The sequence below is a fragment of the Balneatrix alpica DSM 16621 genome (genome assembly GCF_000619885.1).
Lineage (GTDB): Bacteria > Pseudomonadota > Gammaproteobacteria > Pseudomonadales > Balneatricaceae > Balneatrix > Balneatrix alpica.
The window spans coordinates 701,357-714,015 of the sequence record NZ_JHUZ01000006.1; the positions used below are offsets into that span (position 1 = coordinate 701,357).

Here is a 12,659-nt window from a genome sequence, read left to right on the forward strand (position 1 = left end):
CTTGGCCGCTGTGATGGCGGCCTGACAGAACCAGCTTTGCGGTAACGACCTATGCCTAAACGTACAGACATTAAAAGTATCCTGATCATTGGGGCCGGCCCCATTGTGATTGGCCAGGCCTGTGAGTTTGACTACTCCGGTGCTCAGGCTTGTAAAGCCCTGCGAGAAGAGGGCTATCGCGTCATTCTGGTGAACTCTAATCCGGCCACCATCATGACAGACCCCGCGATGGCGGACTCCACTTATATTGAGCCGATTACCTGGCAAACCGTCGCGCGGATTATCGAAAAAGAACGCCCTGATGCGATTCTACCTACGATGGGTGGACAGACTGCGCTGAACTGTGCCCTGGCGCTGGAGCGCGAAGGTGTGTTGGCCAAGTTTGGGGTGGAAATGATCGGCGCTAATGCTGACACCATCGACAAGGCTGAAAATCGCGATCGTTTTGACGTGGCCATGCGCAAGATTGGCCTGGAGTGTCCGCGTGCCTCTATCGCCCATAGCATGGAAGAGGCCTGGAAGGTGCAGGAAGATATTGGCTTCCCTTGCATCATTCGTCCTTCTTTTACCATGGGGGGATCAGGCGGCGGTATCGCTTACAATAAAGAAGAGTTTGAAGAGATCTGCTTGCGCGGTCTGGATATGTCGCCGACCAATGAGCTGCTGATTGACGAGTCGCTGATCGGTTGGAAAGAGTATGAAATGGAGGTGGTGCGTGATCGTAACGACAACTGCATCATCGTCTGCGCGATTGAAAACTTTGACGCCATGGGCGTGCATACCGGTGACTCCATTACTGTTGCGCCGGCACAAACGCTAACCGATAAAGAATATCAACTGATGCGTAATGCGTCTTTGGCGGTTTTGCGTGAGATCGGTGTAGAAACCGGTGGTTCTAACGTCCAGTTTGGGATTGATCCTAAAACGGGACGGATGGTGGTGATTGAGATGAACCCGCGGGTGTCGCGTTCTTCTGCGTTGGCCTCCAAAGCCACCGGGTTCCCTATTGCTAAAATTGCGGCCAAGCTGGCGGTTGGCTATACCCTGGATGAATTGCAGAACGATATTACCGGCGGGCGTACGCCTGCATCGTTCGAGCCCTCAATCGATTATGTCGTTACCAAGGTGCCGCGTTTTACCTTTGAAAAGTTCCCTCAGGCTAATGATCGTTTAACCACCCAAATGAAATCTGTGGGTGAAGTGATGGCGATTGGCCGTACTTTCCAAGAATCCCTGCAAAAAGCATTGCGTGGTCTGGAAGTGGGTAAAACCGGGTTAAATCCGGTACAGGATTTAACCGACTCTGAGGCGCGTGATCGCTTAGTGCGTGAGCTGAAGACACCGGGTGCTGATCGTATTTGGTATCTGGCGGATGCCTTCCGCTTCGGTATGACCCAGGAAGAAATTTACCAGCTGTCTGGTATCGATCCCTGGTTCTTGGTTCAGGTAGAGGATCTGGTCAAAGAAGAACAGCGTATCAGTAAGCTGGGCTTAGCTGACCTGGAGCGTGATAACCTGTGGCGTATCAAGCGTAAAGGCTTCTCTGATGCTCGCTTGGCGGAGCTGATGGGGGTTAGCGAGAAGGAGCTGCGTAAGCGTCGTTGGGCGTTGGGTGTGCATCCGGTTTATAAGCGGGTCGACACCTGTGCCGCTGAGTTCGCCACTGACACCGCTTATATGTATTCCACTTATGAGGAAGAGTGCGAAGCCAACCCCAGCAATCGTGACAAGATCATGGTTTTAGGTGGTGGCCCAAATCGTATCGGTCAGGGTATTGAGTTTGATTACTGCTGCGTTCATGCGGCCTTGGCCATGCGTGAAGATGGCTATGAAACCATCATGGTTAACTGCAACCCTGAGACGGTTTCCACCGATTATGACACCTCTGATCGCCTCTATTTTGAACCGGTGACCTTGGAAGATGTATTGGAAATCGTCAAGGTAGAACAGCCCAAAGGGGTGATCGTGCAATTCGGCGGTCAGACGCCGCTGAAGTTGGCAGTTGCGCTGGAAGAGGCTGGCGTGCCCATCATTGGGACTACGCCGGATGCGATCGACCGGGCTGAGGACCGTGAGCGCTTCCAGCATATGTTGCAAAAGCTGGAGCTGAAACAGCCTGCTAATGCCACCGTGCGTAGTCTGGATGAAGCTGTGCGGGCTGCTGAGCAAATTGGTTATCCGCTGGTAGTTCGCCCTTCCTATGTATTGGGTGGGCGGGCAATGGAAATCGTGCACAAGGAAGATGAGCTGCGTCGTTATATGAATACGGCGGTGCAGGTTTCTAACGAAGCGCCGGTGTTGTTGGATCGCTTCCTTAATAATGCCATTGAAGTGGATATCGATGCGGTCAGTGATGGTCAGCAGGTGGTGATTGGTGCCATCATGCAGCACATTGAAGAGTGTGGGGTGCACTCCGGTGACTCGGCGTGCTCATTGCCTCCTTACAGCTTGCCGAAGAATGTGCAGGATGAAATGCGTGAGATGGTCAAGAAAATGGCCATTGAGCTAGGAGTAGTGGGCCTGATGAACGTACAGTTGGCCTGGCAGGATGGCCATGTGTATGTGATTGAGGTGAATCCGCGTGCCTCCCGTACTGTGCCTTTTGTCTCCAAGTGTATTGGTCAGTCGCTGGCGAAAGTTGCTGCCCGCGCGATGGCGGGAAGTAGCCTGGAACAGCAGGGCTTTACTCGTGAAATCGTGCCGCCTTATTACTCTGTTAAAGAGGCTGTTTTCCCCTTCAATAAGTTCCCAGGCGTCGACCCTATCCTGAGTCCGGAAATGAAATCTACGGGTGAAGTGATGGGGGTGGGTGCGAGCTTTGCCGAGGCCTTTGCTAAAGCAACGCTGGGTGCTGGTGAGAAATTGCCCAAGTTGGGTAAGGCATTCCTGAGCGTGCGCGAGAGTGATAAGGGTAGTGTTGCCATGGTGGCTCGTGATCTGCTCGCCTTGGGCTTCAGTCTGGTGGCTACCAGTGGTACGCACCGCGTGCTGACGGAAGCGGGTCTGCAGGCTGAAGTGGTCAATAAAGTCACCGAAGGGCGTCCCAATATCGTCGACATGATTAAAAATGACGAAATCGCCTATGTGGTTAATACGACCGAAGGGCGTCAGGCAATTGAGGACTCTTCTTTGATTCGCCGCTCTGCACTTCAGCATAAGATTCCGTATACTACGACGCTGGCTGGCGCTACTGCGATCTGTATGGCGCTGCGTTTTGGTGAACTGAGTCAGGTCCATCGCTTACAGGACCTTCATGCGAGTGTTGAAGTATGAGTAAGATCCCTATGACCGTGCAGGGCGAGCGTATGCTGCGTGAGGAGCTCGCTCGTCTGAAGACGGTCGATCGCCCCCGTATCATTGCTGCTATTGCTGAGGCTCGGGAGCATGGTGATTTGAAAGAAAACGCGGAATATCATGCTGCCCGTGAGCAGCAGGGTTTTTGCGAAGGGCGTATCAAAGAGATCGAATCCAAGCTGGCGAGTGCTCAGGTGATTGATGTGACAACCCTGCCTAAAACGGGCAAGGTTATCTTCGGCGTAACCGTTGAGCTGATCAACCTGGAAACCGATGGAGAAGTCCGTTATCAAATCGTAGGTGATGACGAGGCGGATCTAAAGGTTGGTAAGATTTCTGTCAACTCACCGATTGCTCGTGCTTTGATCGGCAAAGAGGAAGGTGAGGTCGTGGCGGTGAAAACCCCTAATGGCGTTGTGGAGTATGAGATTGCTGGGGTGGATTACCAGTAATCACTGCCATGACGGCATAAAAAAGAGCGCTTAGTGCGCTCTTTTTTGTTTTACAAATCCACTGATCAATAGCCAAGGCGTTGTAGGTTAGACAGCTTGGGGTTGGGTTTCAGTGCTTTGCGGAAGAATAAGCCAATATTGCCAATGACATGGATCAGTTCGGCTTCGCACACCTTGGCCAGATCCTGCATTACCTCGCGTTTCACCTCGCGATCTGGAATGCTGAATTTGACTTTGATTAGTTCGTGATCTTCCAGGGCGCGGTCGGTTTCCTGGACGACGCCTTCGGAAAGCCCCCGGTCAGAGACGTAGACTACCGGCTTAAGCTGGTGGCCTAGGCCGCGCAGGCGCTTTTTTTCTTCAATCGATAAGCTCATAATTGCGTGTTCGACACTCGTGTCTATATTGCGAAAGTAGCCAATTTTACTGAATTGGCCTAGTTAAGAGTAGCATTTTTCTAGAAGTTGGTTGGAGTAGATCCTTGGCGCGTTCAAAAAGCAGTGGCCGTTGGCTCAAAGAGCACTTTGATGATGTCTATGTCAAAAAGTCTCAGCAGGAAGGCTATCGTTCCCGCGCCAGTTACAAATTGTTGGAATTGCACGAGAAGGATCGCCTGTTTCGGCAGGGGATGCGTGTAGTAGACTTGGGGGCAGCTCCTGGAGGTTGGTCACAGGTGGTGGCGGAGTTGGTAGGAAGTCAGGGGGTTGTAATAGCTTCTGACATCTTGTCGATGGATGCCTTACCTGGCGTCACCTTTATTCAGGGAGACTTCACCGAGGATGCGGTGTATCAGGCAATCTTGGAGGCGATGGGGGGTGAACAGGCCGATCTTGTAATTTCGGACATGGCCCCCAATATGAGTGGTAATTCCAGTATCGACCAGCCCAAAGCCATGTACTTGGTAGAACTGGCGCTGGATCTGGCGTGTACGGTATTGAAACCCAATGGTATCTTTGTCGCCAAGGTGTTCCAAGGAGAGGGGTTTCAGGAGTATATGCAGGCATTGCGTGACAGCTTTGCTCAGGTGCTGACACGTAAGCCGGATGCCTCAAGAGCACGCTCCCGTGAGGTCTATCTGGTGGCGAAAGGGTTTCGTGGCTGAGGCCGCCAATGTTTTATAGGTTGAAGAGGAAAGGCTCTTGAACGATATGGCAAAAAATCTGGTGCTGTGGCTCATTATCGCTGCGGTGCTGTTAACGGTGTTTAATAACTTCAGCGTTGAATCTGATGGTCAGCGTTTGAATTATTCTGATTTTGTTGCAGAAGTGCAGGCAGATCGGGTCAGTCGAGTTGTGATTGATGGCTACATCATTCAGGGGACTCGTGTAGGGGGGGATCGCTTTGAAACGGTTCGTCCGGCTGTACAGGATCCTAAGCTGATTGATGACTTGCTGCAGCATGGGGTGATTGTTGAGGGTAAGATGCCTGAGCAGCAAAGCATCTGGACTCAGCTGTTGGTTGCAAGCTTCCCCATCCTGGTCATCATTGCCATCTTCATGTTCTTTATGCGGCAAATGCAGGGGGGCGGTGGTAAAGGCGGCCCTATGTCATTTGGCAAGAGCCGTGCCCGTCTGATGAGCGAAGATCAGATTAAAACCACTTTCGCAGACGTGGCGGGAGTGGATGAAGCGAAAGAAGACGTTAAAGAGCTTGTCGATTTCCTTAAAGATCCCGGTAAGTTTCAGCGCTTGGGCGGTAAAATCCCTCGTGGTGTGCTGATGGCAGGCCCTCCTGGTACTGGTAAGACTCTGCTGGCCCGCGCCATTGCTGGTGAAGCTAAGGTGCCATTTTTCAGCATTTCCGGTTCTGATTTCGTTGAAATGTTTGTAGGTGTGGGTGCGTCTCGTGTGCGTGACATGTTTGAGCAGGCAAAAAAACAAGCACCTTGCATTATCTTTATCGATGAAATTGACGCGGTTGGACGTCATCGCGGCTCTGGCATGGGTGGTGGGCATGATGAGCGTGAGCAGACCCTGAACCAGTTGTTGGTGGAAATGGATGGTTTTGAGGGTAACGAAGGCATTATCGTAATCGCTGCAACTAACCGTCCGGATGTGTTGGATGCGGCACTGCTGCGTCCCGGTCGTTTTGATCGTCAGGTTCATGTTGGGTTGCCTGATATTCGTGGGCGTGAGTCCATTCTGAAAGTGCACATGCGCAAGGTGCCAGTAGCGGATGATGTACGTCCTGATCTGATTGCTCGAGGAACGCCAGGCTTCTCAGGGGCTGATTTGGCCAACTTGGTCAACGAGGCGGCACTCTTTGCTGCTCGCGCTAACCAGCGTTTAGTGACGATGCAGCTGCTGGACAAGGCGAAAGACAAGATCATGATGGGGGCTGAGCGCAAATCTATGGTGATGAGCCATAAAGAGCGTCTGAATACGGCTTATCATGAAGCGGGTCATGCGATTGTTGGTCGTTTGATGCCAGAACATGATCCTGTTTATAAAGTGACCATTATTCCTCGTGGACGAGCCTTGGGCGTGACTATGTTCCTGCCGGAAGAGGATCGTTATAGCCACAGTAAGCAGGCTATCCTTAGTCAGATCTGTAGCCTTTATGGTGGGCGTATTGCTGAGGAAATGACTCTTGGTAAAAACGGCGTGACCACAGGGGCCTCCAATGATATTCAGCGTGCTACTCAGTTGGCGCGTAATATGATCACCCGTTGGGGGTTGTCGGATAAATTGGGGCCGTTGCTCTATGGTGATGAGGATGCGGATCCATTTGGTCGCGGTGCGGGTGCGCCAGGAAAGGGTTATTCCGGTGAGACGGCTAAATTGATCGATGAGGAAGTGCGCAACGTCATTGATGAGTGCTACAAGCGATCATGGCAGGTTTTGGAAGAAAATCGCGATATTCTTGATGCGATGGCAGAAGCCTTGATTAAGTTTGAAACGCTCGATGCTAAACAGATTGACGAACTGATGGCGCGTAAAGAAGTGACTCCTCCGGAAGGCTGGCAGGATTCTCCAAAAGATCCGCCTGCATCTTCAACGGGGCAAGGGAAAGCTGAAGAGGCTGTTGAATCTAAGGATCAAGCAGATGAGGCTGCAGATTCAGCGGATGATAAGGAAGATCGCAGTCAGGATCAGCACCCGGATATGGGTAAGCCGCTGCACTAATAGAAAGGTTTCGGCTGTGATAAACAGGCTGGCATAATGTCAGCCTGTTTTTGTTTGGGGGTATGCATGGCGCAACTGATTAGCAAAGGGCGACAGCTAAGCTTGAGTCAGCCACAGGTGATGGGGATTTTAAATGTCACCCCGGACTCTTTCTCGGATGGCGGTCGGGTGTATAAAACCCTTGATAAAGCGTTGTTTTTGGCAGAGCAGATGATGCATGAGGGGGCTGCCATTATTGACGTGGGTGGGGAGTCAACTCGTCCAGGTGCAGCTCCTGTGTCAGAGCAGGAGGAAATTGAGCGGGTGGTGCCGGTTGTAGAGGCGATTGCAGCCCGTTTGGATGTTTGGGTGTCGGTTGATAGTAGCACGCCAGCAGTGATGACTTCCTCAGCCAGGGCGGGGGCGGCAATGTTGAATGATGTTCGTGCATTTCAGCGCCCTGGAGCATTAGAAGCGGCGGCAGCTGCGTCTATCCCCCTGTGTGTGATGCATATGCAGGGCGAGCCTCAAACCATGCAGTCTGCACCTGAATATCAAGATGTGGTGAAGCAGGTTAAGAGTTTTCTGTTGGAGCGAGCCTGTCGTTGTCAGGAATACGGTATAGCCGCCGAACAAATAGTGTTGGATCCCGGTTTTGGTTTTGGTAAGTCACTGTCTCATAACTTGCGTTTGATGCAGTCTTTGGTAGAGCTTACTGAGCTGGACTATCCCTTGCTGATAGGGGTATCGCGTAAATCTATGATAGGTCAGGTGACGGGTAAAACGGTCGATCAGCGCTTGGCGGGTGGCCTGGCGCTGGCGGTCATGGCTTATGAGCGTGGGGCTAGGATTTTTCGGGTGCACGATGTGGCGGCGACTGTGGACGCATTGCGTATGGCGGCTGCAGTGATGGAAGAGCGATAAGGACAACAAGATGTCACGTAAATATTTTGGTACTGATGGGATTCGTGGGCGTGTGGGGGAGTTTCCTATTACCCCTGAGTTTGTCATGAAGCTGGGGTGGGCGGCAGGCAAGGTTTTTGCTAAGCAGGGACGCAGCCGTATCGTGATCGGTAAAGATACTCGCTTATCTGGTTATATGTTTGAGTCCGCTTTGGAGGCTGGCTTGTCGGCAGCTGGGGTGGATGTGCTTTTGCTTGGACCCATGCCAACGCCGGCGATTGCTTATTTAGCACGCACCTTTCAGTGTGCTGCGGGTATTGTAATCAGCGCTTCACATAACCCGTTCGAAGATAATGGCATCAAGTTTTTCTCAGCCGAAGGGACTAAGTTGCCGGACGAGGTTGAGCTGCAGATAGAGGCTATGCTGGATGAGCCTTTCGCCATGGTATCGCCTGCAAGTTTGGGGAAAGCCAAGCGTGTTGATGATGCGGCTGGGCGCTATATTGAGTTTTGTAAGAGTACCCTAAGTAATCGTCTAAGCTTGCGTGGCATGAAAATTGTGGTGGATTGTGCGCATGGCGCTACCTACCACTTAGCTCCTAATGTATTTCAAGAGCTAGGGGCGCAGGTGGTGGAGATTGCCTGCAAGCCTAATGGTATCAACATTAATGATGGGGTGGGTTCGACGGAGCCGGAAGCCCTGCGTCGAATGGTGTTGCAAGAGCAGGCAGATCTGGGAATCGCCTTTGATGGTGATGGAGACAGAGTTGTGATGGTGGATCATCATGGCACTGTCGTTGATGGCGATGAAATTTTGCTGCTGATTGCGCTGGATATGCAAGAGCGGGGTGAGTTGCAGGGTGGGGTGGTTGGAACCTTGATGACCAACTTTGGCCTGGAGCAGGTATTGCACAAAAGGGGCATTCCCTTTGTGCGTGCCCAGGTGGGGGACCGCTATGTTATGGAGCAGTTATTGAGCCGTGAGTGGTGGTTAGGTGGTGAAGCTTCGGGTCATATCGTTTGTCGCCATTTGCACTCTACCGGTGATGGCATTATTGCAGCGCTTCAGGTGTTGGCCGCATTAGCACGACAGGGTGTGAGCTTAGCGGATGCCCGTAAAGTGATGCAGCGGGTGCCGCAAAAAACCATTAATGTGCGTGTCGCTGAACGCCGTGATCCGCAAAGTATTCCTGAATTAGTGGCAGAGCTGCAGCGTGTGCAGCAACAAATTGAAGGGGCTGGGCGAGTGGTGTTGCGTGCTTCGGGGACAGAGCCGAAAATTCGTGTCACGATTGAGCATGGTGACGCAGCTGAGATGGAGCGTCTTTGTCAGCACCTCGCAGCAGCTGTGGAAAAGTGTTATCAGGGCTTGTAAGTGCCTGATAACTTGGGTAGTATTGGCGCCGCTTCGATCATGAGGGGGTGCCATGCGACCTAAAATTGTTGCGGGTAACTGGAAGATGCACGGTACTCGTGAGTCTGCCGAACAGTTGGCGACAGGTCTGGCTAAGCTAGATGTGGATGCTGATGTGGTAGTATTTCCTCCTTATGTTTATTTGGATGTGGTAGCAAAGGCTGCTCCTGGGCTGAAGTTTGGTGCGCAGGATGTGGCGGTTGAGGTGCAAGGAGCCTTCACTGGTGAAGTCTCGGCGGAAATGCTAGCTGATGTAGGCTGTGCCTATGTGCTGGTTGGACATTCTGAGCGTCGCTCCCTCTATGCTGAATCCAATGAAGTGGTGGCGCAGAAGTTTTTGGCTGCGCTTCGCGCTGGTTTGACTCCGATGTTATGTGTTGGGGAGTCGCTGGTTGAGCGTGAGCAGGGACAGGCTGAAGAAGTCGTTTTTGCTCAGCTGCAGGCTGTGCTGGATGTGGCTGGCGCAGATTTGCTTGCTAAGTCAGTTATTGCTTATGAGCCAGTTTGGGCAATAGGTACTGGCTTGACTGCTAGTCCCGAACAGGCTCAGCAAATGCACCAAGCTATTCGTAACTGGTTGCGCAAGCAATTGGGTGCACAGGCCGACAGTGTTGCTATCTTGTATGGTGGCAGTGTTAAGGCAGAGAATGCTGCAGAGATTTTTGCCCAGCCTGATGTTGATGGTGGTCTGGTTGGTGGAGCTTCCTTGAAGCTAAATGAATTTATTGCCATCTGCCGTGCGCGGCAGTGAGAGTGGTAGCAGATGGAAACTTTGATTTTAGTTGTGCACTTTGCTTTGGCGATTGCCTTTATTGCTCTTGTGCTGTTGCAGCAGGGTAAGGGGGCGGACGCGGGTGCCGCTTTCGGTTCGGGTGCGTCTCAAACCGTTTTTGGTAGTCAGGGTTCCGGCTCGTTTTTGGGTAAGTTGTCTGCGGCTATTGCTGCGGGTCTTTTTCTGACTAGCTTTGTTTTGGCTATTTATGCCAAGCAAAAAGTAACTAAGGTACAAGATGCTGGCGTGCCTGCTGCGCAAGTAATTGAGCAGCAAGTGCAAGAACAAGCAGCTTTGCCTGATCTGGATCAGCCTCAAAAAACTGATCACTGATCAGTAATAGATAAAAGCCGAAGTGGTGGAATTGGTAGACACGCTATCTTGAGGGGGTAGTGACCGTCAGGTCGTGCGGGTTCAAGTCCCGCCTTCGGCACCATTTTTTACAGAGCCTGGTGGGCTCTCTGTTGCAAGAGTAATGACGCAGGAGTAAGATTTGCGCTTGCGTTTTTTGCACGTGGACGCGGGGTGGAGCAGCTTGGTAGCTCGTCGGGCTCATAACCCGAAGGTCGTCGGTTCAAATCCGGCCCCCGCAACCAACATTTTCTCTGCAAGAAACCCCTCTTTAGGGGTTTTTTGTTAGGTACGGAGAAAGCCCCTAGGGGCAGAGGAAATGGGTCTTGGACCCATTTTTTATTTGTGCTTCGTACGGCTGAGGTGAATTCAGGTGTCAACGAAAGAATTAGCACTGATCAAGATGCTTGAGCCCGTGGTGACCGGGCTGGGCTTTGTGTTGTGGGGACTCGAGTTTTTAAATCAGGGTCGCAACAGCGTTTTACGTATTTATATTGATAAGCCCGATGTGGGTATCAATGTTGATGATTGCGCCAGCGTTAGCCGTCAAGCCAGCGCCATACTGGATGTAGAAGACCCTATTGCCGGTGAGTATGTGCTGGAGGTTTCCTCGCCAGGTATGGATCGCCCGCTGTTTAATCTGGAACAGTTCCAGGGTTATATCGGTAGCCTAGTGAAATTGCGCTTGCGCATGCCCTTTGAAGGGCGGCGAAAGTTTGTGGGGCGCCTGAACGGGATCGAAAATGATGAGATCGTGTTGCAGGTGGAGAGTACCGAATACTTGTTGCCTTACGAGTTAATCGAAAAGGCCAATGTGGTACCGGAATTTTAAGGATTGTCAGCGAGTAGCTGCTTACAAAGCGAGGCAGGGGCATGAACAAAGAAATTCTGAATGTGGTCGAAGCACTGTCTAACGAAAAAGACGTGTCGAAAGAAGTGATCTTCGAAGCCATTGAGTTGGCCTTGGCCACTGCAACCAAGAAACGCTTTGAAGAAGAAGTGGAAATTCGGGTTGCGATCAACCGTAAAACGGGTGACTACGATACTTTCCGTCGTTGGTTGGTGGTATCGAATGAAGTCGTACCGGCATTGGGGACTGAGTTAACTCTGCAGGAAGCGGAAGAGATCGATACGGCATTGCAGCCTGGCGATACTTACGAAGAGCAGATTGAATCGATCGCCTTTGGTCGTATCGCTGCACAGACCGCTCGTCAGGTAATCATCCAGAAAGTGCGTGAAGCTGAACGTGCCAAGGTAGTTAATGAATACCGTGACCGCCTGGGTGAGCTGATTACCACTACCGTCAAGAAAGTAACCCGAGACAATATTATCGTTGATTTGGGCAATAATGCCGAAGCGATTCTGCCCCGGGAAGAGTTAATTCCACGGGAAGCTTTCCGTACCGGTGAGCGTGTACGTGCATTGTTAAAAGAAGTGCGTTCTGAAGGCCGTGGCCCTCAGTTGGTGCTGAGCCGCGCATGCCCTGAAATGCTGATTGAGCTGTTCCGTATCGAAGTACCGGAAATCGCGGAAGAAGTGATTGAGATTAAAGGTGCTGCTCGGGACCCTGGTGTGCGTGCCAAGATTGCGGTGAAAACCAATGATGGGCGGATTGACCCCGTTGGTGCCTGCGTAGGTATGCGTGGTGCGCGGGTGCAAGCTGTTTCGAATGAGTTAAAGGGTGAGCGTATTGATATCGTGCTGTGGGATGACAACCCTGCGCAGTACGTCATTAATGCGATGGCCCCTGCGGATGTCGCTTCCATTATCGTGGATGAAGACTCCCACACCATGGACGTTGCCGTTGCCAGTGAGCACTTAGCTCAGGCGATTGGTCGTAGTGGTCAAAACGTCCGTCTGGCCAGTGAGTTGACCGGATGGACGCTGAATGTAATGAGTGAAGAAGATGCCGCCGCCAAACAGCAGGAAGAAACCGGCGAACTGGTGGACATGTTCATTACTCACTTGGACATTGATGAAGACTTTGCCGCGCTCCTGGTGGAGCAAGGCTTTACCTCCCTGGAGGAAGTTGCCTATGTCCCCAAAGAGGAGCTCTTGGAAGTAGAAGGGCTGGATGAAGAGGTAGCGGAAGAGCTGCGGAGTCGTGCTAAGGATGCGTTGCTGAACCTGGCGATTGCATCTGAAGAGAAGCTAGAAGACGCAGAACCCGCGGAAGACCTACTGACAATGGATGGGATGGATAAGCACTTAGCCTATGTGCTGGCCAGCCGTGGTGTGATCACCATGGAAGATTTGGCCGAACAATCCATCGATGATCTGCTCGATATCGAAGAAATGACTGAAGAACGAGCTGCTGAGCTGATCATGACCGCCCGCGCGCCCTGGTTTGCCCAAGAGCAGTAAACGCA

General features: G+C 51.9%; 11 protein-coding genes and 2 tRNA genes. 12 read left to right on the forward strand and 1 reads right to left on the reverse strand.

Annotated elements, in window-relative coordinates; genetic code table 11:
• Positions 1–51: 51 nt before the first annotated feature.
• Both carB and greA read left to right on the forward strand, forming a co-directional pair.
• A complete protein-coding gene (gene carB, locus Q334_RS0103825) occupies positions 52–3,273 on the forward strand; it encodes a carbamoyl-phosphate synthase large subunit (RefSeq protein ID WP_027312056.1) in 3,222 nt (1,073 codons plus the stop codon).
• A complete protein-coding gene (greA, locus tag Q334_RS0103830; protein WP_027312057.1) occupies positions 3,270–3,746 on the forward strand; it encodes a transcription elongation factor GreA in 477 nt (158 codons plus the stop codon). Before carB ends, greA begins: the two co-directional genes overlap by 4 nt.
• Positions 3,747–3,811: 65 nt before the next feature.
• Here the strand turns inward: greA and yhbY are convergent, their stop codons facing one another.
• Positions 3,812–4,123, reverse strand: coding sequence for a ribosome assembly RNA-binding protein YhbY (gene yhbY / locus Q334_RS0103835; RefSeq protein WP_027312058.1), 312 nt, complete (start codon positions 4,121–4,123; stop codon positions 3,812–3,814).
• A gap of 104 nt (positions 4,124–4,227) precedes the next feature.
• Here yhbY and rlmE point away from each other — a divergent pair, with 104 nt between their 5' ends.
• From rlmE to nusA, 10 genes are all read left to right on the forward strand, one after another.
• The gene (rlmE, locus tag Q334_RS0103840; RefSeq protein WP_027312059.1) at positions 4,228–4,848 is read left to right on the forward strand and encodes a 23S rRNA (uridine(2552)-2'-O)-methyltransferase RlmE; all 621 of its coding nucleotides are present in this window, start codon (positions 4,228–4,230) and stop codon (positions 4,846–4,848) included.
• Positions 4,849–4,894: 46 nt separating this feature from the next.
• Entirely contained in the window at positions 4,895–6,871 is a 1,977-nt protein-coding gene (gene ftsH, locus Q334_RS17920) for an ATP-dependent zinc metalloprotease FtsH (RefSeq protein WP_211249492.1), read from the forward strand.
• 66 nt (positions 6,872–6,937) lie between these two features.
• Complete coding sequence (gene folP / locus Q334_RS0103850) at positions 6,938–7,774, forward strand: dihydropteroate synthase (protein ID WP_027312060.1); 837 nt, start codon at positions 6,938–6,940, stop codon at positions 7,772–7,774.
• A gap of 10 nt (positions 7,775–7,784) precedes the next feature.
• Complete coding sequence (gene glmM, locus Q334_RS0103855; protein ID WP_027312061.1) at positions 7,785–9,128, forward strand: phosphoglucosamine mutase; 1,344 nt, start codon at positions 7,785–7,787, stop codon at positions 9,126–9,128.
• Between the two features lie 52 nt (positions 9,129–9,180).
• On the forward strand, positions 9,181–9,918 hold the full coding sequence (tpiA, locus tag Q334_RS0103860; protein WP_027312062.1) for a triose-phosphate isomerase: 738 nt from the start codon (positions 9,181–9,183) through the stop codon (positions 9,916–9,918).
• A 12-nt stretch (positions 9,919–9,930) separates the two neighbouring features.
• Positions 9,931–10,272 (forward strand): preprotein translocase subunit SecG, encoded by a 342-nt coding sequence (secG, locus tag Q334_RS0103865; protein ID WP_027312063.1) that lies wholly within the window; start codon positions 9,931–9,933, stop codon positions 10,270–10,272.
• A gap of 16 nt (positions 10,273–10,288) precedes the next feature.
• Positions 10,289–10,375, forward strand: a tRNA-Leu gene (locus Q334_RS0103870).
• An 83-nt stretch (positions 10,376–10,458) separates the two neighbouring features.
• A tRNA-Met gene (locus Q334_RS0103875) sits at positions 10,459–10,535 on the forward strand.
• 128 nt (positions 10,536–10,663) lie between these two features.
• Positions 10,664–11,122 carry a ribosome maturation factor RimP gene (rimP, locus tag Q334_RS0103880; RefSeq protein WP_027312064.1) on the forward strand — a complete coding sequence of 153 codons (459 nt, stop codon included), beginning with the start codon at positions 10,664–10,666 and terminating at the stop codon, positions 11,120–11,122.
• A gap of 41 nt (positions 11,123–11,163) precedes the next feature.
• Entirely contained in the window at positions 11,164–12,654 is a 1,491-nt protein-coding gene (nusA, locus tag Q334_RS0103885) for a transcription termination factor NusA (RefSeq protein ID WP_027312065.1), read from the forward strand.
• Positions 12,655–12,659 lie beyond the last annotated feature (5 nt).

Coding starts and splice junctions, on each gene's coding strand:
- carB (WP_027312056.1), top strand. CDS start 52: ATGCCTAAACGTACAGACATTAAAAGTATCCTGATCATTGGGGCCGGC.
- greA (WP_027312057.1), top strand. CDS start 3,270: ATGAGTAAGATCCCTATGACCGTGCAGGGCGAGCGTATGCTGCGTGAG.
- yhbY (WP_027312058.1), bottom strand. CDS start 4,123: ATGAGCTTATCGATTGAAGAAAAAAAGCGCCTGCGCGGCCTAGGCCAC.
- ftsH (WP_211249492.1), top strand. CDS start 4,895: ATGGCAAAAAATCTGGTGCTGTGGCTCATTATCGCTGCGGTGCTGTTA.
- folP (WP_027312060.1), top strand. CDS start 6,938: ATGGCGCAACTGATTAGCAAAGGGCGACAGCTAAGCTTGAGTCAGCCA.
- glmM (WP_027312061.1), top strand. CDS start 7,785: ATGTCACGTAAATATTTTGGTACTGATGGGATTCGTGGGCGTGTGGGG.
- tpiA (WP_027312062.1), top strand. CDS start 9,181: ATGCGACCTAAAATTGTTGCGGGTAACTGGAAGATGCACGGTACTCGT.
- secG (WP_027312063.1), top strand. CDS start 9,931: ATGGAAACTTTGATTTTAGTTGTGCACTTTGCTTTGGCGATTGCCTTT.
- nusA (WP_027312065.1), top strand. CDS start 11,164: ATGAACAAAGAAATTCTGAATGTGGTCGAAGCACTGTCTAACGAAAAA.